Raw genomic sequence first — 22260 nt, 5'->3', positions numbered from 1 at the left:
GGGCGAAGCGGTTACTGCCAAAGCAGTGGCTTCGGGAGCGAATGCTTCAGGTTACCGGCGGCCTCACCCCCCTAATCAAATCGGTTCCGCCGCGGCACGGGGGCGGAGCCCGGTCCGGGGGGCTTGTTGACAATCGTTTCCACATTTGTTGAAAATGAGTGTCATGAACGTACGACGCCTCATACCCGCCGCCGCCCTCGCCTCCGCCACGGTCCTCGGCCTCACCGCACTGACGGCCTGCTCTTCCTCCTCCGCGGCCGGCGAGGACGGCAAGCTGGACGTCGTGGCGTCGTTCTACCCCATGCAGTATCTGGCGGAGCAGATCGGCGGGAAGCACGTCTCCGTCACCAATCTCACCGAGCCCGGCCAGGAGCCGCACGACCTCGACGTCTCCGCCCGCCAGCGCGGCGAGCTGGAGGAGTCCGACGTCGCCCTCTACCTCAAGGGCCTGCAGCCCGCCGTGGATGACGCGATCGAACAGTCCGGCATCGAGACCAAGGTCGACGCCGCCTCCCTCACCAGCACCGAGAAGCACGGCAACGAGGTCGGCGGGCACGCCGAGGAACACGACGGCCACGGCCACGACCACGACCACGACCACGAGGGCGCCGACCCGCACATCTGGCTCGACCCGGTGAAGTACGCCGAGGTCGCCGAGGGCGTCGGCAAGGCCCTGGAGAAGGCCGACCCGGACAACGCGGCCGCGTACAAGAAGAACACCGCACACCTCGTGAAGCGGCTCGGCGGCCTGAACACGTCCTTCGAAGACGGCCTGAAGGACACCAAGTCCAAGGTCTTCATCACCACGCACGCCGCCTTCGGCTACCTCGCCGAGCGGTACGGCCTCACCGAGGAGGCCATCAGCGGCCTCGACCCCGAGGGCGAGCCCAGCGCCAAGCGCGTCAGGGAGCTGCAGAAGATGGCGAAGGCCGACGGGGTCAGCACGGTCTTCTACGAGACGCTCGTCAGCGACAAGACGGCCAAGACCCTCGCCAAGGACACCGGCCTGAGGACCGACGTGCTCGACCCCATCGAGGGCATCACCGACGACTCCAAGGGCACCGACTACATCCAGGTCATGGAGTCCAACCTCAAGGCCCTGCAGAAGGCCCTGGGCACCAAGTGACCCACTCCCCCGCGGCTACGGAGGCACCCGCCATGAGCAAGTCAGCCGGTCCCGGCGAAGGCGAAGCCGTCATATCCCTGCGCAAGGTGACGGCCGAGCTCGGCTCGCGCCCCGTCCTGCGCGGCATCGACCTCAGCGTGCGGCGCGGCGAGGTCGTCGCGCTGCTCGGCGCCAACGGCTCGGGCAAGTCCACCGCCGTCCGCACCGTCATAGGGCAGGTCCCGGTGACCGGCGGCGAGGTCGAGATCTTCGGCACCCCGCGCCGCCGCTTCCGCGACTGGGCCCGCGTCGGGTACGTGCCGCAGCGCACCACCGCCGCCGGCGGGGTGCCCGCCACGATCAGCGAGGTCGTCGCCTCCGGGCGGCTCTCGCGGGCCCGCTTCGGCGTGCTGCGCAAGGCCGACCGTGCGGCGGTCGCCCGCGCCATCGAGCTCGTCGGTCTCGCCGACCGCGCCAAGGACTCCGTCAACGCCCTCTCCGGCGGCCAGCACCAGCGCGTCCTCATCGCCCGCGCGCTGGCCTCCGAACCGGAGCTGCTGATCATGGACGAGCCGATGGCCGGCGTCGACCTGGCCAGCCAGGAGGTCCTCGCGGCCACCCTGCGCCAGCAGGTCGCCCAGGGCGCCTCCGTCCTGCTCGTGCTGCACGAACTGGGCCCCCTGGAGCCGCTGATCGACCGGGCCGTGGTGCTCCGCGACGGCTGCGTCCTGCACGACGGGCCGCCGCCGCGCGCCGTCGGCCAGCACGCCCTGCCCGGCCACGACCACGTCCACCCGCACACCGCCGACGCGGAGCCGGTCCGTACCGGCCTGCTCACCTGAGGACGCAAGAGCCATGGAACTCCTCGACTACGCCTTCATGCAGCGGGCGCTGCTCGCCGCCGTCCTGGTCGGCATCACCGCGCCCGCCGTCGGCATCTACCTCGTCCAGCGCCGCCAGGCCCTGATGGGCGACGGCATCGGGCACGTGGCGATGACCGGCGTCGGCCTCGGCTTCCTGCTCTCCACCTCGCCGGTGTGGATGGCCACGGCGGTCGCCATCGTCGGGGCCGTCGTGATGGAGCTGATCCGCTGGTACGGCAAGACGCGCGGCGACATCGCGCTGGCGATGCTGTTCTACGGCGGCATGGCGGGCGGCGTCATGTTCATCAACCTCGCGCCCGGCGGCTCGAACGCGAACCTCCAGTCGTACCTCTTCGGCTCGCTGTCGACGGTCTCCGAGGAGGACGTCTCCGCGATCTGTCTGCTCGCCGCCTTTGTGGTCCTGGTCACGGTCGGGCTGCGCCGCCAGCTCTTCGCGGTCAGCCAGGACGAGGAGTTCGCGCGCGTGACGGGCCTGCCGGTGCGGGCCCTCAACCTGCTCACCGCGGTGACCGCCGCGGTCACCGTCACCGTCGCCATGCGGGTCGTCGGTCTGCTCCTGGTCTCCGCGCTGATGGTGGTGCCGGTGGCGGCCGCCCAGCAGCTCACCCGGAGCTTCGCGGTGACCTTCGTGGTCGCGGTGGCGATCGGCGTCGCGGTGACGCTCGGTGGCACCGTCACCTCGTACTACCAGGACGTGCCGCCCGGCGCGACCATCGTGCTGCTCACCATCGGCGTCTTCGTCGTCCTCACGGTCCTCGCCACACCGCTGGCCAGGCGCAGGGCGCGGGCCGTGGCCGCCGCGGAGGCGGCCGGCGATCCCGCGGAGTGCACGGTCCCGGCCCAACCGGTGGCCAAGAGCTGACCCGCGTTCGGGCCGACCTGGCACAATGGCCCGGCAGGCCCAGACCAGAGCGCAGACGCGAGGAGGCAACCGTGGGAGCCCCGGTTCGAGGCAGGTCGACCCGCCAGCGTGCGGCGGTGGCCGCGGCGCTCGACGACGTAGAGGAGTTCCGCAGTGCCCAGGAGCTGCACGACATGCTCAAGCACAAGGGCGACTCGGTCGGTCTGACCACGGTCTACCGCACCCTTCAGTCCCTCGCCGACGCCGGCGAGGTCGACGCCCTGCGCACCAGCGAGGGCGAGACGGTCTACCGCCGCTGCTCGACCGGCGATCACCACCACCATCTGGTCTGCCGCGTCTGCGGCAAGGCCGTCGAGGTCGAGGGCCCCGCGGTCGAGAAGTGGGCCGAGGCGATCGCCGCCGAGCACGGCTTCGTGAACGTGGCGCACACGGTGGAGATCTTCGGCACGTGCCAGGAGTGCGCGAGCAAGTAACGGTACGTACGTGGGAGGGCCCGCACCGTCGGACGGACGGTGCGGGCCCTCTCGCGCGCGGCCCTAACTGTTCGCGATCTGCTCCTCGTTGGGGATCGCGCCGCCGAAGCGGCGGTCGCGCCCGGCGTATTCGAGGCAGGCACGCCACAGGTCGCGGCGGTCGAAGTCCGGCCACAGGACGTCCTGGAAGACCATCTCGGCGTAGGCGCTCTGCCAGAGCAGGTAGTTGGACGTGCGCTGCTCGCCGCTCGGGCGCAGGAAGAGGTCGACGTCCGGCATGTCCGGGTAGTACAGGTACTTCGCGAAGGTCTTCTCGTTGATCTTCGACGGGTTGAGCCGGCCCGCCTTCACGTCCTCCGCGATGGCCTGCGCGGCGTCCGCGATCTCGGCGCGGCCGCCGTAGTTCATGCAGAAGTACAGGGTCAGCTTGTCGTTGTCCTTGGTCTGCTCCTGGGAGATCTCCAGCTCCCGGGCGACCGACTTCCACAGCTTGGGCATCCGGCCCACCCAGCGCACCCGCACGCCCAGCTCGTCCAGCTGGTCGCGGGTCTTGCGGATGAAGTCGCGGTTGAAGTTCATGAGGAACTTCACCTCGTCCGGCGAACGCTTCCAGTTCTCCGTGGAGAAGGCGTACAGCGAGATCGCCCCGACGCCCATCTCGATGCTGCCCTGCAGTACGTCCAGGACGCGCTCGGCGCCGACCTTGTGCCCCTCGGTGCGGGGCAGGCCGCGCTCCTTCGCCCAGCGTCCGTTGCCGTCCATGACGATCGCCACGTGCTGCGGGACGAGCTCACCGGGGATCTTCGGCGGCCGCGCGCCCGAGGGGTGGGGCTCGGGAAGCGTGTACTCACGGCGGGACCGTCCGAGGATTCCGCGTCGTGCCATGGGGGGCTCTCTCCTACCTAGCTGTTCACGTACTTTTCTCTACGTACCGCAGTGACCGCAGTCCGCGCTCCAGGTGCCAGTGCAGATAGGCGGAGACGAGCCCGCTGCCCTCCCTGGCGTGCCGCGCCTCGCACGCGTCCGCCGTCTCCCAGTCGCCGGTGAGCAGCGCCCCGAGGAGCGTGAGCGTCTCCGCCGACGGCACGACGCTGCCGGGCACCCGGCAGTCGACGCAAATCGAGCCGCCCGCCGCGACCGAGAAGAAGCGGTTCGGGCCCGGCATTCCGCACTTGGCGCAGTCGTTGAACGTCGGCGCGTAGCCGTTGACGGCCAGCGAGCGGAGCAGGAAGGCGTCGAGCACCAGGTGCGGCTCGTGCTCGCCGCGGGCCAGCACCCGCAGGGCGCCCACGAGCAGCAGGTACTGCTGCACCGCGGGCTCGCCCTCGTGGTCGGTGAACCGCTCGGCGGTCTCCAGCATGGCCGTCCCGGCCGTGTAGCGCGCGTAGTCGGTGACGATCCCGCCACCGTACGGAGCGATCGTCTCGCTCTGCGTGCAGAGCGGCAGACCCCGCCCGATCAGTTCGCTCCCCCGCGCGAAGAACTGCACGTCGACGTGGGAGAACGGCTCCAGCCGCGCCCCGAACTTGGACTTGGTCCGCCGCACCCCGCGGGCCACCGCGCGTACGCGGCCGTGACCGCGCGTGAGCAACGTGATGATCCGGTCCGCCTCACCCAGCTTCTGGGTGCGCAGCACGATGCCGTCGTCGCGGAACAGACTCATGGACCCATTCTCGCGTACGCCGACGGGTCCCCGGGCCCGGGTGGACGCTTTCCCCCCTTACGGGCCCCTCGTCCCCTTACGGGACCCCTCCCCCTACGGGACCTCGCCCCGGCTCCTGGCGTTCGCGTACGCCGTCGCCGCGCGCAGCCGCTCCTCGGTGGTCGCCGAGCGGACGGCCTCCGGGGTGCAGTCCCACTCCCGGCCGCCCCCGTAGGGGCGCAGCTGGACGTACGGCCCCTCGTGGCCCATGACCCGGCCGACGCGGCCGCTGCGGGTGTCGACCACGTACGAGCCGACGGGGAGGTGGAGGTTCACGGCGCCGCCCTCCGCAGGGCGGCGGCCAGCCGGGCCGCCGTGTCGGCGGAACACCCGCCCAATTCGATGCGCGGACAGGGCGTCTCGCGGGCGAGAGTCGCCGGGTCGATCCCCAACGAGGGCAGCGTAATTCCCGCCTCGGTGAGTGCGGCGCGCAATTCCTTCACGGTTTCCTCCGCATGTTCGATACATGCCTCTGCGTGATGTTTTCCATCCACCTTCACGTGGCTCCCCTTCGCCTCCGGATTTCACTCTTCTCGCACATACGGTGACGCACGCCGCCTACACTCGGCAGGAGTCTGTCCCCTACAACTGCGGGGCTGCGGAAGGCGGTTGGCCATGGCCAATGGTTCACGGCAAGCGGCTTGGGAGTTCTTCGGAGCGGAGCTGAAACGGAGACGCGAGGACGCGGGGTTCAGCCAGTCGGCGCTGGGTACGCGGGTCTTTGTCTCCGGCGGATACATCGGCCAGTTCGAACAGGCAATTCGTAAACCGCAGTTGGACGTGGCGGAACGGATCGACGAGGTCCTGCAAACCGACGGTATTTTCGAGCGGATGTGCCGAAAGCTGATCGCAGAGACCCCTTATGCGGAGTACTTCGCCCACGTTGCGGAGCTGGAGCAGCTCGCCACGGAGATCTGCGACTTCGCGCCGGCGGTGGTTCCTGGGCTCCTCCAGACGGCCGACTATGCCCGCGCCGTGTACCGCTCGAGCAACCCACTGGGTTCGGACGAGTACATCGAGGAGATGGTTCGGGTACGGCTGGATCGTGGCACCGTCCTCAGCGAGGCGCCGCGCCCCGTCTATTGGGCGATCCTGCATGAGACGTTGCTGTATATCCCGGTGGGCGGCTTCGTCACCATGGCGGGCCAACTGGAACACATCGCAACCATGGTGCGCAGGCACCAAGCGATGGTGCAGGTGCTCCCGTTCGCCTCCGGTGCCCACCCCGCCATGGGCAAGATGATGAAGCTCATGGAGTTCGCTGACGCGCCGCCGACCGCCTATACAGAGGCGGTGCTTTCAGGGAACCTGCTGGACGAGCCAGCCGTAGTGAAGCGAACACGGGGACACTACGATCTGCTCAGGGCCGCCTCGCTGTCATTGGATGCGTCCCTGACTCTGATCGAAACGGCGGCGGAGGACTACAGAAAATGCGCGACTACGACCTGACCACCGCCCGCTGGCGCAAGAGCAGCTACAGCGGCGGCGACGGCGGAGAATCGTGCGTCGAGGTCGCCGACGGAGTCACCGGCGTCGTCCCCGTGCGGGACAGCAAGAACGGCCCCCAGGGCCCCACCCTGGTCCTCGGCGCCACCGCCTGGCACGCCTTCGTGACGTACGCGAAGGGCCGACGCTGACGCAGGCTCCCCAGGGGCACGGGGAACTGCGCGACCAGCCCCACGAACCCGCACCCGCCCCGCACCCACACCCGCTGCCTACTGACGACTGATCGCCCTCGTGACGCCCGCCGCGATCGTCGTCGCGAGCGTCCACCCCAACACCACCAGCGCATACCCGAACCACTGATACGCCCCCTGCGAGGCGTACGCCTTCTCCTGGCCGAAGTCGACGATCGGCAACAGCAGATCCAGTGTGTAGAAGAGGGGGTTGAACTCCGGTGACTCCTCCCGCTTCAGCGCCGCAGGCTCCCGTACCGCGTAGGTGACCGCGCCCACCAGCAGCAGCGACAGCAGCCAGACCGCCGCCCGCGTGGGCCGGAACCCGTAGCCGACGGTCACGTCCTGAAGGTGGCCCCAGGCCCTGGCGTACCACGCCAGAGTCGCGCGGTGCCGCCGCTCCTTGGCGAGCTGCACGGTCCGCGCGGCCGCGTCGTCGCCGATACGCCGGTACGCGGCGGTCAACTGCTCATACGCGTACGGCACGAAGCCTTCGGTGTCACGTCCCAGGACATCGATCCAGCGCTCGGCGGGCTCGTGCGGGCCGAGGCGCGCGTACGTGAAGCCGTCGAGGCGGACGCGGTCGGGCCAGATGCCCGGAGGGGCGAACAGGAACTCCAGCCGGCTGCCCCGCAAGGTGACGTCGCCCTCGATCCGCTCGGGGCTGTTCAGGGAGAGCGCGGACGCGACGACGCTGGCGCGCAGGGCCGTACCGCCCGGGTTGGAGAGCCGGGCGCCGTCCAAGTTGAGCATGCCCGGCAGGCGGACGCCCGGCAGGTTGAGCCGCCCGTACGCCCGGAGCCGCTTGGCGTGCAGGTCCGCCCCACCGCTGAGGTTCGACGCGTGCAGCGCCGTACCGCCCGGATTGCTGAGTACCGCGTCGTTGAACGTGATGTCGCCGGATATCACGGACCCCGCGAGGCGGACCTCCCCGTCGGCGCGGAACCCCCCGCCCGCCTGGAAGTCGTCGTCTATCGTCACGCGATTGAGCGCGAGCACCGGCTCGGGGTACGTCACGCCCTCCTCCCCCACGTGCGCCCCGTCGAAGAAGACCGCCCCGGAGATCCGCGCCCCGCCGAGCCGGACGGGCCCCCGCACCCGGCAGCCGGTCATCCGCAGCGAGCCGTCGACGCGGAGCGCGGTGGCGTGCAGGCCCGGCAGCACGGACCGGCCGAGGTACAACTGGCGCAGTTGCGCCCCGTACAGGTCGGGGACCTCGTCGAAGTAGCAGGCCCACAGGTGGATCGGGCCGGCGACCTCCGCGTAATGGAGGTTGAGGCGGCCGGTGATCCGCGCGCCGGTGACGCGGAGGACCGGGACCTCGCCGTCCTGCCGGGGCCCGCTGAGCAGCAGCCATCGCAGGACCTCGCCGCGGACGCTCCGCTCGGGCCCCCAGCCGGCACCGGGCTCCGCGGATTCCCCGTCGCGCTCACAGAAGTCGACGGTCCGCCCGAGCGGAAACGCCTCCCACACCCGCCGTTCGGCGGCGGTCAGTTCGGTGATCTCCACCGGCGTGACTCTAGGCGAACCCGGGCGACCGCACCCGGGATGCGCCCAGGAAGGAGGCCCAGGAAGGAGAGGGTCCGCATGCCGGGGTGGGATCGCGCTTCCGCGATCACCCCGGGTGGCCCAAAATACGGGCATGAAGAGTGACCTGTTCTCCAGCGACCACATGGCCCAGCCGGCCCACGCGCCCGGCATGACCCTCCAGAACGCCAAGTCCGTCAAGTACGCGGTGAACGGCGAGATGTTCGCCCGGCAGGGCGCGATGATCGCCTACCGGGGCAATCTGCAGTTCGAGCGCAAGGGCCAGGGCGTGGGCGGCATGCTCAAGCGCGCCATGACCGGCGAGGGGCTGCCGCTGATGGCCGTGCGCGGCCAGGGCGAGGCGTGGTTCGCGCACGAGGCGCAGAACTGCTTCATCGTCGACGTCGAACCGGGCGACGTCCTGACGGTCAACGGCCGCAACGTCCTCTGTTTCGACGCCACTCTCACGTACGAGATCAAGACCGTGAAGGGCGCAGGGATGACCGGCGGCGGGCTGTTCAACAGCGTCTTCACCGGGTCCGGCCGGCTCGGTCTGATCTGTGAGGGCAGCCCGCTGGTGATCCCCGTGTCGGCGCAGCAGCCGGTGTTCGTGGACACCGACGCGGTGGTCGGCTGGACCGCCGACCTGCACACGTCGCTGCACCGCTCGCAGTCCATCGGCTCGATGATCCGCGGCGGTTCGGGCGAGGCGGTGCAGCTGAAGCTGGAGGGCGAGGGGTACGTCATCGTGCGGCCGAGCGAGGCGACACCGCAGAAGCCGCAGCAGCACTGAGGTCGACCCGTTGCGCGAGGGGCCCGTCGGTCGAGATCCGGCCGAGTCCGGCCACAGCGGGTGCGCGGGTGACTTGGGGGAGCAAGTACCTTTCGTCTCATGGTTGTTGACCAAGGAGACGCGACGGCGGGCGTACGGCTGCGGCCACCGCGGCACCGTCTGGACCGCCGTGCCGTCGCCTGGTGGCGCACGCGCCTGCTGCTGACGGCGGCCGCTCCCGCGGCCGTCCTCGGGCTGCTCGGGGCGCTCATCACCCCGGCCCGCTTCTGGCTGCTGCTGCCGGCCGCCGTCGTCGCGGGGGCCGGGCTGGTCGCCGGGGCGCTGCTGCCGCCGTGGTGGTACCGGGTGCACCGCTGGGAGGTCACCGACGACGCGGTGTACGTGCGGACCGGCTTCTTCTGGACGGAGGGCCGGATCGCGCCGATGTCGCGGCTGCAGACCGTCGACACCATGCGCGGCCCCGTCCAGCGGATGTTCGGGCTGAGCACGGTGACGGTCACCACCGCGTCCGCGAAGGGCGCGCTCCAGGTCACGGGGCTCGACCACGCGACCGCCGCCGAGCTGGCCGAACGGCTGGCCCTGGTCACGCAGGCGACGCCGGGGGACGCGACGTGAGCGGGCTCGTGGAGTCGCCGGGGCACTCCCCCGGTGCGCCGCCGCTCCGGACGGATCCGGACGAGGAACCCGCGCCTGCGCCGGCCGAGGGCCCGGATCACGGGTGGCGGCGGCTCGACCGCCGTTCGATGCTCGTCACCGTGCAGATGACGGGCGGCGTGGTCTCCGCCGTCGGCGTGCCCGTCACCCTCAGCTTCCAGGGCTGGGTGGCCATGGGACCCGTACTGGTCTGGGCGGTGGGCCTGAGCCTGCTGCTCGTCGGGGGCGGTGTCGCGCTGGACGCGCTGCGGCTGCGGCACAGCCGCTACCGCATCGGCCCCGAACGCGCCGAGCTGCGCAGCGGCATCCTCTTCGCCAAGCACCGCTCCCTGAGCCGGGAGCGCATACGCTCCGTCGACCTGGTCGCCCACCCCCTGCTGCGCCTGCTCGGCCTGGTGGAGGTCCGCATCGGCACCGGTGAGCAGAGCGCGGGCCAGGAGGCCACGCTCGAACTGCGGCCCGTGCGCCGGGCGGAGGGCGAACGGCTGCGGCGCGAACTGCTGAGCCGTACGGCCCCGGACGCCGTGCCGGACGCGCCGGGCACCCTCGCCGCGCTCGATCCCCGCTGGATCCGGTACGCCCCGCTCTCCTTCGTCACCTCGGCGCTCGCGGCCGCGGCGGGCGGCGCGGTGATGCAGGTCAGCGAGTGGTTCGGGGTGCAGGAGGAGATTATCGACGGGGTCGGTGACCTGTTCCGCGGGATGTCGGTGGCGGGCATGGTGCTCGCGCTGGTCGCGCTGGCGCTGGCGGCCGGGTCGGTGGGGGCGCTCGGGCTCTGGGTCGAGATGTGGTGGAACTACCGGCTGGAACGCGAGCCCGGCGGCACGTTGCGGGTGCGGCGCGGGCTCCTCACGGCCCGTTCGGTCTCCCTGGAGGAGGCGCGGCTGCGGGGCGTGGACGTGGTGGAGCCGCTCGGGCTCCGGCTGTCGGGCGCGGCGCGGGTGGACGCGGTCGCCACGGGGCTCTCGCGCCGCGACGAGGAGGACCAGGCGGGGCCGAGCACGCTGCTGCCCGCCGCGCCGCGCGGCCTCGCGCAGGAGGTGGCGGCGCGCATCCTGCGGGAGCCCTCGACGCCCACGGCGGCACCGCTCACGCCGCATCCGCGGGCGGCGCGGGCGCGCAGGATCCGCTGGGCGGTGTGGTCGGCGGCGGCCCCCGCGCTGGTCCTGGTCCTGCTCGGGGCGGTCACCGGCGTGCCGGTCCTGATGTATCTGGGGGCGGCCTGTGGGGCGGTGCTGGGGCCGGTCGCGGTGGCGCTGGCCCGGGACGCGTACCGCGGCCTGGGCCACGCGGTCGACGGCGACTACCTCGTCGTACGCTCCGGGACGCTGCGCCGGTCCACGGTGGCGTTGCGGCGCGGCGGGGTGATCGGCTGGACGGTCAAGCAGTCCGTGCTGCAGCGGCGCGCGGGCCTGATCACGCTGAACGCGACGACGGCGGCGGGCGCGCAGGCGTACGCGGCGTACGACGTGGCCGAGGCGGAGGGCCTCGCCTTCGCGGAACGGGCGGTTCCGGGCCTGCTCGGGCCGTTCCTGGAACGGCCCGAGCGCGGGCGTACGGAGGTGCTCAGCCGATGACCGCGGGCGTACGGAGGGTGCTCAGCCGCTGACCGCGGCCGTCCGCTGTTCGAGGGCGGCCAGCCGGACGCAGACCGTGAGGCCCTTCATGGCCTCCTCCAGCTCCGCGAGGCTCGGGTAGCTGGGGGCGATGCGGATGACCGCGTCGTTCGGGTCGTCGCCCAGCGGGTGCGTCGCACCGGCCGGGGTCAGCACGATGCCCGCCTCCGCCGCGTGGCGCACGACCTCCTTCGCGCAGCCGTCCGGGACCGTCAGGGTCACGAAGTAGCCGCCCTTCGGCGAGGTCCAGGTGGCGAGGCCGGTGCCGCCGAGCTCCGCCTCCAGGATCCGGGCGACCGTCTCGAACTTGGGCCGCAGCAGCGCCCGGTGGCGCGCCATGTGGGCCCGTACGCCGTCGGCGTCCTTCAGGAACATCACGTGCCGCAGCTGGTTGACCTTGTCGGGGCCGATCGACCGCTTCTGGTTGGCCGCGAGCAGCCACTTCAGGTTGGCGGCCGACGAGCCGAAGAACGCGACGCCGGCGCCGGCCGAGGTGATCTTCGAGGTGGAGCCGAAGACGAACGCCCGGTCCTCGTGCCCGGCCTCCGCGCACGCGGCGAGCAGGTCGGCGAGCTCGGCGGGCTCGTCGGTGAGGTCGTGCACCGCGTACGCGTTGTCCCAGAAGATCCGGAAGTCGGGCGCGGCGGTGGGCATGGCCGCGAGCCGCGCGACGGTCTCGTCGCTGTAGACGACGCCGTCGGGGTTGCTGTACTTCGGCACGCACCAGATGCCCTTGATCGCGGGGTTCCCGGCGACGAGCCGCTCGACCTCGTCCATGTCGGGGCCTTCGGGCGTCATCGCCACGGGGATCATGTCGATGCCGAACCGCCGGCAGAGCGAGAAGTGCCGGTCGTAGCCGGGCACGGGGCACAGGAACGCGATGGGCTCCTGGTCCACCCAGCGCGACGTGGCGCCGGGCACCTCGCCGAGGAGGGCGTGCACGAGGCAGTCGTGCATCAGCTCCAGGCTGGAGTTGCCGAGCGCGAGCAGCTGCCCGGCGGGCACCTGGAGGAGCTCGGCGAAGATCTCCCGGAGCTCGGTCAGGCCCTGCAGGCCGCCGTAGTTGCGGACGTCCGTGCCGTCGGCGGCCTTGTGCCGTCCGCCGGGCAGGCTCAGCAGCTCCTCGGCGAGGTCGAGCTGCTCGGGCGCCGGCTTGCCCCGGGTCAGGTCGAGGGCGAGCCCGCGCCCGGCGAGCTCGGCGTACTCCTTCCTGGCCTGCTCAAGCAGCCCGGCCAGGGCCTGGGTGTCGGGGCTCAGCTCGGTGCTCATGGTGTTGCCTCTCGCAGGTGCGGCGCTCGGTGGGTGGCGCCAGCCGAGGATACAAATCCGGCCGGTGCGGGGTCGCGGATGACCGCTTCGCGAGACCGCGGGGGCCGGGGAGTGGTATCGGGGCGCGCTTGTCGAACGCCGTGCCGGAGCCCTTGACCGGCCCTCTCCCCCCTCCTATCGTCGCCACGCCACCCATGACGTAGGACGTGGGACCTCTTAGGAGGCAAGGGAGACACCGTGACCGATCCGACCTCTCGTACGGCGCTCCGCGCGACCGCCCCGGACCGCCGCTCCTTCCTCAGGTACACCGGCGCGCTCGGCGCCGCCGCCGCCGTGACCAGCACCCTCTCCGCCTGCTCCTCCGGGCCCGAGTCCACCAACGAGACCGGGGGCGGCGGCCAGGGCGGCGACTCGACGCTCACGGCCGTCATCGGCTACGGCAACGACGGCAGCTGGGACCCGACGCAGACCGCGTCCGCCTTCGCGATGGCCGGAAACGAACACATCTACGAGGGGCTGCTCGGCACCGACCCGATCACCCGCGAGCCGTACGCGGCGCTCGCCACCGCGCTCCCGGCCGACCCGAAGGCGACGACGTGGGCGTTCACGCTGCGGCCGGGCGCCACGTGGCACGACGGCAGGCCCGTCACCGCCGACGACGTCGTCTTCGTGTTCAACCGGATCCTCGACCCGAAGACCCAGACCCTCGCCAAGGGCTTCTTCGCGAGCTGGCTCAAGGGGGTCAGGAAGACCGGCGCCACCTCCGTCGAACTGATCCTCAAGTTCCCCTTCCCCGACGGCGCCGCACGGCTCTCCCTCGCCAAGATCATGCCGAAGCACGTCTTCTCGAAGCCGGGCGCCTGGGACGACGCGACCAAGGGGAAGGCGGTGGGCTCGGGACCGTACCGGCAGACCGCCCACCACCCGAAGTCGAACACCACCTTCGAGGCCTTCGACGACTACAACGGCCCGCGCAAGGCCGCCTTCAAGAAGATGAACTGGCTGACCATCGTCGACGCCGCGCCGCGCGTCGCGAAGATCTCCGGGGGCAGCGCGGACGCGGAGATCGCCGACAACATCCCGTACGCCAACATCGAGCGGCTCAAGCGGGGCGGGATGACCGTCGAGGGCGGCGCCGGGATGAACAACCTGTTCCTGCTCTTCAACACCGCGCACCAGCCCTTCGACGACGTCCGCGTCCGGCAGGCCCTGCACTACGCCATCGACCGCGACAAGATGATCGTGGCCGCCCTGCGCGGCCACGGCAGGGCGGCCACGTCCTTCCTCGACGAGACCAACCCCTCCTACCGGCCCGCGAAGACCGTGTACGAACACGACCTGGCGAAGGCGCGGAAACTCCTGAAGGAGGCCGGGGTCGGCAGGCTGAGCATCAACCTCATGGCCGTGAACGTGAGTTGGATCGTCGACTGCCTGCCGACCATCAAGGACGGCTGGGAGAAGCTCGGCGTCGACGTCACCCTCGACCCGCAGGAGACCACCGCGGTCTTCACCAAACTGGACCAGAAGAAGGACTTCCAGATCGTCGCGGCCGCCTCCAACCCCAACCAGTTCGGGCTCGACGCCGACCTGATCATGCACTACAACTACGGCCCCGAGAACCTGTGGATGGGGTACGCGCGCTGGGCCGACGACCCGGTCGCCAAGAAGCTCTTCCAGGACATGGACCAGGCCACCCGCGAACCGGAGGCGGGGCGCAAGAAGACCATGGTCCAGGAGTACATCGACGTCATCGCCGAACAAGCGGTGCTCTACCCGGTCGTGCACAACGAACTCATGACCGCCTGGGACCCGAAGAAGATCACCGGCGTGAAGGCCCAGCCCTACCCGGGGATCAACCTGCTGCAGGCCAAGTGGGTCTGACCACCGGCCAGTTCAGGAGCCGCACGCCGTGACCGCAGTCCTCAGAATCCTGGCCCGTCGCGTCGCCCTGCTCGTCCCGCTGCTGCTCGGCATCGTCCTCTTCGTCTTCCTGGTGATGCGCTTCTCCGACGTCGACCCGGCGTCCGCGTTCTTCCAGGGCGCCAACCCCACGCCCGAGCAACTCCACCAGTTCCGCGAGGACAACGGGCTCCTCGATCCGCTGCCCGTGCGCTACATCGCCTTTGTGGGGGACCTCCTCCACGGCGACATGGGCATCAGCGTCCTCAACCGCTCCCCCGTCGTCGACCAGGTCACCACCGCCCTGCCGCTCACCATGCAGCTCACCTTCCTGGGCCTGGGCATCGCCGTCGTGCTCTCCCTCACCCTCGGCGTGACGGCGGCGATCCACCGCGACCGGCTGCCGGACCAGCTGATCCGCGTCGTCTCGCTGACCGGCGTCGCGGCGCCCGGCTTCTGGCTGGCGCTCCTGATGATCCAGTACCTGGCGGTGGACCTCGGCTGGTTCCCGACCGGCGGCTACATCAACCCCGCCGACTCCTTCACCGGCTGGCTGAAGACCATGACGCTGCCCGCCCTCGCGCTCTCCCTGCCGGTGGCCGCGGGCCTCACCCGCATCATCCGCACGGCCGTGGTCGAGGAGCTCGACAAGGACTACGTCCGCACCGCGATCGGCTGCGGACTGCCGCCGGTGGTGGTCGTCGGCCGCAACGTCCTGCGCAACGCCCTCATCAACCCGCTCACCGTGCTCGGCCTGCGCGTCGGCTATCTGCTGGGCGGCGCGGTGGTCATCGAGACGATCTTCTCGCTGCCCGGCATGGGCAAGCTGATGATCGACGCCGTGAAGAACGGCGACCCGGCCGTGGTGCAGGGCGTCGTCATCACCACCGCCGTCGGCTTCGTCGTCGTCAACCTCGTCATCGACATCCTCCATCTGCTGGTCAACCCGCGCCTGAGGGGGACACGTTGACGTTCGCCACCCGCAAGGAGCTGGCCGACCGGCTCTCGGTGCCCGGCATCCGCTTCCGCTCGCTGCGCCGGCTCCCGCCGCTCTCCAGGATCGCCGTCGGCGTCGTCGCCCTCGTCATCCTGGTCGCCCTGTTCGCGCCGCTGCTCGCCCCGCACGACCCGCTCGACCAGCAGCCGCAGACCGGCGGCACCGGACACCCCTCGGCCGGGCACTGGATGGGCCAGGACAGCCTGGGCCGCGACATCCTCAGCCGGCTGATGTACGGGGCGCGCTGGTCGCTGGCGATCGGGCTCGGCGCCACCCTGCTCGCCTTCGTCGTCGGCGCCGTGATCGGCGCGGTCGCGGCGACCTCCCGCAAGGCCGTCGACGAGACGGTGATGCGCTGCCTGGACGTCGTGATGGCGTTCCCCGGGATCGCGCTCGCCGCCGTGCTCGTCGCGGTCTTCGGCGGCGGCATCCTCGTCCTGATCTGCGCCATCGCCTTCCTCTTCACCCCGCCCATCGCCCGCGTCGTACGGGCCAACGTGCTCGACCAGTACGGCGAGGACTACGTGGTCGCCGAGCGCGTCATCGGCGCCCGTACCCCGCACATCCTGATCCGCCACGTCGCCGTGAACTGCGCGGCGCCCATCCTGGTCTTCTGCACGGTGCAGGTCGCCGAGGCCATCGTCTTCGAGGCGTCGCTGTCCTTCATCGGCGCGGGCGTGCGGCCGCCCGACCCGTCCTGGGGCAGCGTCATCGCCGACGGCAAGAACATGGTGCTGATCGGCGGCTGGTGGGCGACGGTCTTCCCCGGCCTGCTCATGCTGCTCACCGTGCTCGCCCTGAACATCCTCTCCGAGGGCGTGTCCGACGCGTGGGCCGCGCCGTCCGCGCGCGTCGTCGCGGGGGTGGCCCGCGCGGCGGACCCCCTGGAGGCCCCCGAGCCCGGCAGCGGCCAGGTCCTGGAGCTGCCCGGCCTGACGGCGGCGGCGCACCGGCTCCGCTCCCGGGCCCGCCCCCTGCCCGGCGGCGAGCCGGTCCTGTCGGTCCGGGAGCTGACCGTCTCCTTCCCCGGGCGGCACGAGGGCGTCCGCGTCGTCGACGGGATCGGCTTCGACGTACGGCCCGGTGAAGTCCTCGGCCTGGTCGGCGAGTCGGGGTGCGGCAAGTCGCTCACCGCGCTGACGGTCATGGGTCTTCAGCCCAAGGGCGCCGAGGTCGGCGGCCGGGTCGTCTTCGACGGGCAGGAGCTCACCGGCCTGCCGATGCGGGCCCGGCGCCGCCTGCTCGGCCACGCCATGGCGATGGTCTACCAGGACGCCCTGTCGTCGCTGAACCCGGCGATGACCGTCCGCGCGCAGCTCGGGCAGGTCGTCCGCAGGGGCGGCCGGCGCACCCCGGCCGAGCTCCTCGCCCTGGTCGGCCTCGACCCCGAACGCACCCTGCGCAGCTATCCGCACGAACTCTCCGGCGGACAGCGCCAGCGCGTCCTGATCGCCCTGGCCCTCTCCCGCGACCCGAAACTGATCGTCGCCGACGAGCCGACCACCGCGCTCGACGTCACCGTGCAGGCGCAGATCATCCAGCTGCTGCTGCGGCTGCGCGAGGAGCTGGGCTTCGCGCTTGTCCTCGTCTCGCACGACCTGGCGCTCGTCGCCGACGTCACCGACCGGGTGGTGGTGATGTACGGCGGCCAGATCGTCGAGACGGGCGTGACGGCGGACCTGGTCGAGCACCCGTCCCACCACTACACGCGCGGACTGCTCGGCTCGGTCCTCTCCCTGGAATCGGCGGCCCAACGCCTCACCCAGATCAAGGGCGTGGTCCCGTCCCCGGCGGACTTCCCATCCGGCTGCCGCTTCGCGGACCGCTGCCCCCTGGCGGACGAGGTGTGCCGGGTGACGGCGCCCGCGCTGACAGGCGACCACGCCCACACGACGGCCTGCCACCACCCGGCGGACGCCCCGCGTGATGCGGCCCGCAGGGGCGCTCCCAGGGGCGCGGGGAACTGCGCGCCCAGCCACGACGGAGAGTGAGCCGAAATGACCACCCCCATCGTGCAGTTGGACGACGTGAACGTAGTCCACAGGGCCCGCTCGGGAGGCCTCCTCTCCCGGGACCACGTCCACGCCCTCACCGACGCCACCCTCCAGGCCGCCCCCGGCGAAACCGTCGGCATCGTCGGCGAATCCGGCTGCGGCAAGTCCACCCTGGCGAAGGTCCTCGTCGGCGCCCAACGCCCGACCACCGGCACCGTGTCGTTCCGCGGCCACGACCTGTGGACGATGAGCCCGGCCGAGCGGCGGAGCTCCATCGGCACCCACACCGGCATGATCTTCCAGGACCCCTCGACCGCCCTGAACCGCAGGCTCCCGGTCAGCCGGATCCTGCGCGACCCCCTGGACGTGCACAGGCGCGGCACCCCGGCCCAGCGAGAGGCGCGCGTACGGGAGTTGATGGCCCTGGTCGGCCTGCCGAAGGCGCTGGCCGACGGGCTGCCGGGACAGCTCAGCGGCGGCCAGCGCCAACGCGTCGCCATCGCCCGCGCCCTCGCGCTCGAACCGGACCTGGTGGTCGCGGACGAGCCGACGAGCGCCCTCGACGTGTCCGTGCGGGCCCAGATCCTCAATCTCCTCCTGGACCTGAAGGAACGCCTGGGCCTCGCCCTGGTGTTCGTCTCCCACGACATCCAGACCGTCCGCAGGATGAGCGACCGGGTCGTCACCATGTACCTCGGCCGGATCGTCGAGGAGGCGCCGGCCGGTACGGTCCTGGTCCGCGCCCGGCACCCGTACACCCGCGCGCTGTTCTCGGCCACGCCGGGCTTGCTCGACCCCGTCGACCCGATCCCGCTCGCCGGTCCGGTGCCCTCGGCGACCCGGCCGCCGAGCGGCTGCCCGTTCCGCACCCGCTGCTGGAAGGCGGACGAGGTGTGCGCCACCGCGATGCCGGACGCGCACGAGGCGGGCCCGGGCCACCGGTTCCGCTGCTTTCACCCCGTGCACGAGGGAGAGTCGAACCACGACCTCGTCGCCCAGGCCGCCGCCACGGCCTCCTCCGTCACCCCCAGGGAGCAGCCATGTCCGTCCCCGCCCCGCTGACCGGTGTCGTCCCGCCCGTCTGCACCCCGCTGACCCCGGACGGCGAGGTCGACACGTCCTCCCTGGTCCGGCTCGTCGACCACCTGGTCACGGCCGGGGTCGACGGACTGTTCGTGCTCGGCTCGACCTCGGAGGCCGCCTATCTGACGGACCGGCAGCGCGTCCTCGTCGTCGACACGGTCGTACGGCACGTGGACGGGCGGCTGCCGGTGCTGGCCGGCGCCATCGACATGACGACGCCGCGCGTCCTGGACCACGCGCGCGCCCTCGCGGACGCGGGCGCGGACGCCGCCGTGGTCACCGCGCCGTTCTACACACGGACCCATCCGGCCGAGATCGCCCGCCACTTCGAGCTGGTGGCGCGCGGCTGCGGGGTGCCGGTCTTCGCGTACGACATCCCGGCCTCGGTCCACACCAAGCTGGGCGCGGACCTCGTCCTGCGGCTCGCCGCGGAGGGGGTCCTCGCAGGTCTCAAGGACTCCAGCGGGGCCGAGGGCGCCTTCCGGAGCGTCGTCCTCGGCAAGCGGGCGGCGCCGGGGCTCGCGGGGTTCAGCGTGCTCACCGGCTCCGAGGTGACGGCCGACGCGGCGCTGGCGATGGGCGCGGACGGCGTGGTGCCGGGCCTCGGAAACGTGGACCCGGCGGGGTACGTGCGGCTGTACCGGGCCTGCCGGGAGGGCGACTGGGCGAAGGCGCGGGCCGAACAGGAGCGGCTGTGCGGCCTGTTCGGGATGGTGACGGCGGGCGATCCGGCGCGGATGGGTGGCAGTTCGGCGGCGCTCGGGGCGTTCAAGGCGGCGCTGCGGCTGTGCGGCGTGATCGACTGCGCGGCCACGGCGGAACCGCAGATCCCGCTGTCACCCGCGGAGACCGAGCGGGTCGGCAAACACCTGGCGACGGCGGGCCTGCTCTGACCCTGCCCCACGCGGACACGCGGCGCCCGGTCGTCACCCGAAGGGCGCCCCCACCGAACCGGGTGCGACCAGCCCCGACTCGTACGCCATGATGACCAGTTGGGCCCGGTCGCGGGCGCCCAGTTTGCCCATGATGCGGCTGACGTGGGTCTTCGCGGTCAGCGGGCTCAGGCGCAGGGTGTCGGCGATCTCCTGGTTGTTCAGGCCGCGCGCGACGAGCCGCAGCACCTGCCGCTCCCGCTCCGAGAGGCCCTCGGGGCCGCCCGTGACGGGCTCCCCGGTGTCCGGCCCGCGCAGCACCCGGGCGATCAGGTGAGCCGTGGGGCCGGGCGAGAGCAGCGCGTCGCCCGCGGCCACCGTGCGGATGGCGTCCAGGAGTTCGGCGGGCCGGGTGTCCTTGACCAGGAACCCGGAGGCGCCCGCCCGCAGCGCGTCGACCACGTGCTCGTCCGTGTCGTACGTGGTCAGGACCAGCACCTTCACGTCCGCGAGGGCCGCGTCCGCCACGAGCAGCCGCGTCGCCTCGATGCCGTCGAGGTCCGGCATGCGGATGTCCATGACGACGAGGTCCGGCCGCTCGGCGCGGGCCAGCTCGACCGCCGCGCGCCCCGTGCCCGCCTGCCCCACCACCGCCATGTCGGGCGCGGAGTCGACGAGCATCGCGAACGCGGTGCGCACCAGCGTCTGGTCGTCGGCGAGCAGCACCCGAACGGTCATCGCGGACCTCCCAGGGCCAGGGGTACGAGGGGCAGCACCGCCGACACCAGGAAGCCGCCCCCGGGCCGCGGCCCCGCGTCCAGGGTGCCGCCCACCGTGCGGGCCCGCTCCCGCATCCCGAGGAGCCCGAACCCCGGCGCACGGTCGGCCTCCCGGCCCTCGGCCCCGCTCGCGCCCCCGCCCCCGCTCCCGTCGTCCGCGACACGCACGCACAGCGCCGCGTCCTGGGCGCGCACCGACACCCGCACGGTGCTGCCCGCGCCCGCGTGCCGCACCACGTTGGTGAGCGCCTCCTGCACGATGCGGTAGGCCGCGGCGCCCACGGCGGCCGGCGCCTCACACTCGGCGACCGTCAGCTCGACCCGGGCGCCCGCCGTGCGGGCCGACTCGGCGAGGTCGGGCAGCCCGTCGAGGCCGGGCAGCGGCCCCCTCGTCTCGTCCGTGGTGCCGGCCCGCAACACCTGGAGGGTGGCGCGGAGTTCGCCGCAGGCGCTGCGGCAGGTCTCGGCCACGTCGTCGAGCGCCTTGGCGACGGCCGCGCGGTCGAGGCGGTCGGGGTCGGCGGCCAGGACGTGCGCGGCGACGGAGGTCTGGACGCCGACCAGCGTGATGCTGTGCGCGAGCAGGTCGTGCAGGTCGCGGGCGACCCGCAGCCGCTCCTCGGCCACCCGGCGGCGGGCCTCCTCCTCGCGGGTGCGCTCCGCGCGCTCGGCCCGCTCGACGACGGAGCCGACGTACTGCCGGTGGATGCGCACGTACACGCCGAGCAGCAGGAACGACACGATCCAGCCGGAGATGCGCAGCGACTGGGCGCCCTCGGCCAATCCCTCGCGGAACTTCAGGCCCACCAGGATGCCCATGAGGCCGACGCCGACGAGGACGGTGACGCGGGGCCGGGAGCGGGAGGCCACGGTGAACAGGCCGGCCATCGTGGCGGCCAGGGGAGCGGTGTGGTTGGCGTCGAGCAGGTGGTAGGGCAGCAGGAACGCGATCATGACGGTCAGCACGCGCAGCGGGGCGCGGCGCCGCCAGACGACGGTGACGTGGACGGCGATCAGGAGCAGCCAGCCGAGCACGCCGGGCGGGTGGCCGTTGTCCCGTACGAGTACGACGAGCACGAGCGAGCTGACGGCCATGGCGAGGGCGAACAGGGCGTCGGTACGCAGCCGTTCACGCGGGACGGCGGGCCCCAGGAGGCGCTCGACGAGGGCCCGGCGGGCGGCGGCGCCGGAGGCCGTGCCCCGGACCGCGACAGGTGATTCCACCGCTCCATCCTCCGGTACGCGGGCGCCCTCGCGGCAGGGGGCGGGCACCCGGGCGGTCCGGCCGCGGACGGGCTCCCGTCAGGACGGTGTGCGCGCCGTCGCGAGGAGGCGGGTGACGTCCTCCGTACAGATCGTCAGCGCGCTGCCCGCCGTGGTGAGCACGTCGCGTTCGGCCGGGGTGTAGGGGCCGTCGGCGAGGGCGATGCGGGCGCCCTTGAGCAGCAGGGCCTCGCGGCCGGCCGGGGCGAGGTGCGGGGCCAGCGGGCCGAGCGCCTCGTGGAGTTCTATGGCGAGGCCGGGGCCGCAGTCGGGCTCGGTGGCGCGTCCGGCGTCCCGGGCGAGCGCGTCGACGAGCGCGACGAGCTGCTCCTCGGTGCAGTCGTCGTGGCCCGCGCCGTGCAGCGCGGCGACGGCGGTGTCCAGGGTGGGGCGGGCGGCGGTCCCGCCGGTGGACAGGACCGCGAGGACCAGGGTGTGGACGGCCTCGCGGAGCATCGCGGAGAGCCGGGTGGTGGTGGGGTGGTCGAGGACGTCCGGGTCGAAGAGGTCCTGGCAGGCGGCGCACTGGACGACGGGTCCTCGGGTGCCGCGCGGCACCACGGGCAGGCCGAGCAGGACGAAGCGGCGCCGGCCGGTGAGCCGCTGGTAGTTGCGGTCGCCGCCGCAGGCCGGGCAGAAGAACTCGCCGTCGCCCACGGTGTCCCAGGCCGTGTGCATGCCGATGACACGCCTGCACAGCGCTCGCCCGCGCGAGACCGGCTTGAGGGGGATGCGGGTATTTCGGCCGTCCTGTCCCCGAGCTGGCAGCACCACGCACCTCCGTAACTCCCCGGCTGCATTGCCGCGTTGGC

The 22260-nt window shown here is 72.2% G+C and carries 23 protein-coding genes; 14 read left to right on the top strand and 9 right to left on the bottom strand.

The features are described 5' to 3' along the window. The first annotated feature begins 163 nt into the window (after nt 1–163). The 4 genes from ACZ6CV_RS00915 (at nt 164) to ACZ6CV_RS00900 (ending at nt 3324) form a co-directional block, all read left to right on the top strand. On the top strand, nt 164–1126 hold the full coding sequence (locus ACZ6CV_RS00915) for a metal ABC transporter substrate-binding protein (RefSeq protein ID WP_469248560.1): 963 nt from the start codon (nt 164–166) through the stop codon (nt 1124–1126). 32 nt (nt 1127–1158) lie between these two features. Then, on the top strand, nt 1159–1947 hold the full coding sequence (locus ACZ6CV_RS00910; protein WP_355808524.1) for a metal ABC transporter ATP-binding protein: 789 nt from the start codon (nt 1159–1161) through the stop codon (nt 1945–1947). 13 nt (nt 1948–1960) lie between these two features. Then, nucleotides 1961–2851 carry a metal ABC transporter permease gene (locus ACZ6CV_RS00905; RefSeq protein WP_355808521.1) on the top strand — a complete coding sequence of 297 codons (891 nt, stop codon included), beginning with the start codon at nt 1961–1963 and terminating at the stop codon, nt 2849–2851. A gap of 71 nt (nt 2852–2922) precedes the next feature. Then, nucleotides 2923–3324 carry a Fur family transcriptional regulator gene (locus ACZ6CV_RS00900; RefSeq protein ID WP_355808519.1) on the top strand — a complete coding sequence of 134 codons (402 nt, stop codon included), beginning with the start codon at nt 2923–2925 and terminating at the stop codon, nt 3322–3324. 63 nt (nt 3325–3387) lie between these two features. Here the strand turns inward: ACZ6CV_RS00900 and ACZ6CV_RS00895 are convergent, their stop codons facing one another. The 4 genes from ACZ6CV_RS00895 to ACZ6CV_RS00880 form a co-directional block, all read right to left on the bottom strand. Beyond that, nucleotides 3388–4209 (bottom strand): isoprenyl transferase, encoded by an 822-nt coding sequence (locus ACZ6CV_RS00895; RefSeq protein WP_362367187.1) that lies wholly within the window; start codon nt 4207–4209, stop codon nt 3388–3390. 25 nt (nt 4210–4234) lie between these two features. Next, a complete protein-coding gene (gene recO, locus ACZ6CV_RS00890) occupies nt 4235–4987 on the bottom strand; it encodes a DNA repair protein RecO (protein WP_355808514.1) in 753 nt (250 codons plus the stop codon). A gap of 93 nt (nt 4988–5080) precedes the next feature. Then, entirely contained in the window at nt 5081–5302 is a 222-nt protein-coding gene (locus ACZ6CV_RS00885) for a hypothetical protein (protein WP_358773357.1), read from the bottom strand. Further along, the gene (locus ACZ6CV_RS00880) at nt 5299–5526 is read right to left on the bottom strand and encodes a hypothetical protein (protein ID WP_469248557.1); all 228 of its coding nucleotides are present in this window, start codon (nt 5524–5526) and stop codon (nt 5299–5301) included. Before ACZ6CV_RS00880 ends, ACZ6CV_RS00885 begins: the two co-directional genes overlap by 4 nt. A gap of 115 nt (nt 5527–5641) precedes the next feature. Between ACZ6CV_RS00880 and ACZ6CV_RS00875 the strand changes: the two genes are divergently transcribed. Then, nucleotides 5642–6475, top strand: a complete 834-nt coding sequence (locus ACZ6CV_RS00875) for a helix-turn-helix domain-containing protein (protein ID WP_469248555.1) — start codon at nt 5642–5644, stop codon at nt 6473–6475. After that, nucleotides 6457–6663 carry a DUF397 domain-containing protein gene (locus ACZ6CV_RS00870; protein ID WP_469248553.1) on the top strand — a complete coding sequence of 69 codons (207 nt, stop codon included), beginning with the start codon at nt 6457–6459 and terminating at the stop codon, nt 6661–6663. The genes ACZ6CV_RS00875 and ACZ6CV_RS00870 overlap by 19 nt, the downstream gene beginning before the upstream one ends. 78 nt (nt 6664–6741) lie before the next feature. On the opposite strand, the gene ACZ6CV_RS00865 is transcribed toward ACZ6CV_RS00870, so the two are convergent. Continuing rightward, a complete protein-coding gene (locus tag ACZ6CV_RS00865; RefSeq protein WP_469248551.1) occupies nt 6742–8211 on the bottom strand; it encodes a membrane-associated oxidoreductase in 1470 nt (489 codons plus the stop codon). 133 nt (nt 8212–8344) lie between these two features. Here ACZ6CV_RS00865 and ACZ6CV_RS00860 point away from each other — a divergent pair, with 133 nt between their 5' ends. The 3 genes from ACZ6CV_RS00860 (at nt 8345) to ACZ6CV_RS00850 (ending at nt 11253) form a co-directional block, all read left to right on the top strand. Further along, nucleotides 8345–9022, top strand: coding sequence for an AIM24 family protein (locus ACZ6CV_RS00860; protein ID WP_469248550.1), 678 nt, complete (start codon nt 8345–8347; stop codon nt 9020–9022). 99 nt (nt 9023–9121) lie between these two features. Then, nucleotides 9122–9637, top strand: coding sequence for a PH domain-containing protein (locus tag ACZ6CV_RS00855; RefSeq protein ID WP_362367170.1), 516 nt, complete (start codon nt 9122–9124; stop codon nt 9635–9637). Between the two features lie 128 nt (nt 9638–9765). After that, complete coding sequence (locus ACZ6CV_RS00850; RefSeq protein ID WP_469249578.1) at nt 9766–11253, top strand: PH domain-containing protein; 1488 nt, start codon at nt 9766–9768, stop codon at nt 11251–11253. A gap of 21 nt (nt 11254–11274) precedes the next feature. Here ACZ6CV_RS00850 and ACZ6CV_RS00845 read toward each other — a convergent pair whose 3' ends face one another. Further along, complete coding sequence (locus ACZ6CV_RS00845) at nt 11275–12561, bottom strand: aspartate aminotransferase type Ic (RefSeq protein WP_469248547.1); 1287 nt, start codon at nt 12559–12561, stop codon at nt 11275–11277. Nucleotides 12562–12798: 237 nt separating this feature from the next. Here ACZ6CV_RS00845 and ACZ6CV_RS00840 point away from each other — a divergent pair, with 237 nt between their 5' ends. Genes ACZ6CV_RS00840 through ACZ6CV_RS00820 form a run of 5 tightly spaced genes read left to right on the top strand, consistent with a single transcriptional unit; the run spans nt 12799 to nt 19427 of the window. Next, the gene (locus tag ACZ6CV_RS00840; RefSeq protein ID WP_469248545.1) at nt 12799–14442 is read left to right on the top strand and encodes an ABC transporter substrate-binding protein; all 1644 of its coding nucleotides are present in this window, start codon (nt 12799–12801) and stop codon (nt 14440–14442) included. Between the two features lie 28 nt (nt 14443–14470). Continuing rightward, complete coding sequence (locus ACZ6CV_RS00835; RefSeq protein WP_355808484.1) at nt 14471–15430, top strand: ABC transporter permease; 960 nt, start codon at nt 14471–14473, stop codon at nt 15428–15430. Beyond that, nucleotides 15427–17448, top strand: coding sequence for a dipeptide/oligopeptide/nickel ABC transporter permease/ATP-binding protein (locus tag ACZ6CV_RS00830; protein ID WP_469248543.1), 2022 nt, complete (start codon nt 15427–15429; stop codon nt 17446–17448). The genes ACZ6CV_RS00835 and ACZ6CV_RS00830 overlap by 4 nt, the downstream gene beginning before the upstream one ends. 6 nt (nt 17449–17454) lie before the next feature. Further along, the gene (locus tag ACZ6CV_RS00825; RefSeq protein ID WP_469248541.1) at nt 17455–18513 is read left to right on the top strand and encodes an oligopeptide/dipeptide ABC transporter ATP-binding protein; all 1059 of its coding nucleotides are present in this window, start codon (nt 17455–17457) and stop codon (nt 18511–18513) included. Continuing rightward, a complete protein-coding gene (locus tag ACZ6CV_RS00820) occupies nt 18492–19427 on the top strand; it encodes a dihydrodipicolinate synthase family protein (RefSeq protein ID WP_469248539.1) in 936 nt (311 codons plus the stop codon). The genes ACZ6CV_RS00825 and ACZ6CV_RS00820 overlap by 22 nt, the downstream gene beginning before the upstream one ends. Before the next feature lie 33 nt (nt 19428–19460). On the opposite strand, the gene ACZ6CV_RS00815 is transcribed toward ACZ6CV_RS00820, so the two are convergent. From ACZ6CV_RS00815 to ACZ6CV_RS00805, 3 genes are all read right to left on the bottom strand, one after another. Further along, on the bottom strand, nt 19461–20144 hold the full coding sequence (locus tag ACZ6CV_RS00815; protein ID WP_469248538.1) for a response regulator: 684 nt from the start codon (nt 20142–20144) through the stop codon (nt 19461–19463). Then, nucleotides 20141–21409: a sensor histidine kinase gene (locus tag ACZ6CV_RS00810; RefSeq protein ID WP_469248536.1), complete on the bottom strand. Its 1269-nt coding sequence runs from the start codon at nt 21407–21409 to the stop codon at nt 20141–20143. Before ACZ6CV_RS00810 ends, ACZ6CV_RS00815 begins: the two co-directional genes overlap by 4 nt. Before the next feature lie 78 nt (nt 21410–21487). Then, on the bottom strand, nt 21488–22219 hold the full coding sequence (locus ACZ6CV_RS00805; RefSeq protein WP_469249577.1) for a TerB family tellurite resistance protein: 732 nt from the start codon (nt 22217–22219) through the stop codon (nt 21488–21490). Nucleotides 22220–22260 lie beyond the last annotated feature (41 nt).

This window comes from Streptomyces sp. NPDC041713 (genome assembly GCF_055591085.1).
Note: the sequence above shows the minus strand (reverse complement) of the source record. Positions and strands in the feature narration are given on the sequence as shown.

Coding starts and splice junctions, on each gene's coding strand:
- ACZ6CV_RS00915 (WP_469248560.1), top strand. CDS start 164: ATGAACGTACGACGCCTCATACCCGCCGCCGCCCTCGCCTCCGCCACG.
- ACZ6CV_RS00910 (WP_355808524.1), top strand. CDS start 1,159: ATGAGCAAGTCAGCCGGTCCCGGCGAAGGCGAAGCCGTCATATCCCTG.
- ACZ6CV_RS00905 (WP_355808521.1), top strand. CDS start 1,961: ATGGAACTCCTCGACTACGCCTTCATGCAGCGGGCGCTGCTCGCCGCC.
- ACZ6CV_RS00895 (WP_362367187.1), bottom strand. CDS start 4,209: ATGGCACGACGCGGAATCCTCGGACGGTCCCGCCGTGAGTACACGCTT.
- recO (WP_355808514.1), bottom strand. CDS start 4,987: ATGAGTCTGTTCCGCGACGACGGCATCGTGCTGCGCACCCAGAAGCTG.
- ACZ6CV_RS00875 (WP_469248555.1), top strand. CDS start 5,642: ATGGCCAATGGTTCACGGCAAGCGGCTTGGGAGTTCTTCGGAGCGGAG.
- ACZ6CV_RS00870 (WP_469248553.1), top strand. CDS start 6,457: ATGCGCGACTACGACCTGACCACCGCCCGCTGGCGCAAGAGCAGCTAC.
- ACZ6CV_RS00860 (WP_469248550.1), top strand. CDS start 8,345: ATGAAGAGTGACCTGTTCTCCAGCGACCACATGGCCCAGCCGGCCCAC.
- ACZ6CV_RS00855 (WP_362367170.1), top strand. CDS start 9,122: ATGGTTGTTGACCAAGGAGACGCGACGGCGGGCGTACGGCTGCGGCCA.
- ACZ6CV_RS00850 (WP_469249578.1), top strand. CDS start 9,766: ATGCTCGTCACCGTGCAGATGACGGGCGGCGTGGTCTCCGCCGTCGGC.
- ACZ6CV_RS00845 (WP_469248547.1), bottom strand. CDS start 12,561: ATGAGCACCGAGCTGAGCCCCGACACCCAGGCCCTGGCCGGGCTGCTT.
- ACZ6CV_RS00825 (WP_469248541.1), top strand. CDS start 17,455: ATGACCACCCCCATCGTGCAGTTGGACGACGTGAACGTAGTCCACAGG.
- ACZ6CV_RS00820 (WP_469248539.1), top strand. CDS start 18,492: ATGTCCGTCCCCGCCCCGCTGACCGGTGTCGTCCCGCCCGTCTGCACC.
- ACZ6CV_RS00815 (WP_469248538.1), bottom strand. CDS start 20,144: ATGACCGTTCGGGTGCTGCTCGCCGACGACCAGACGCTGGTGCGCACC.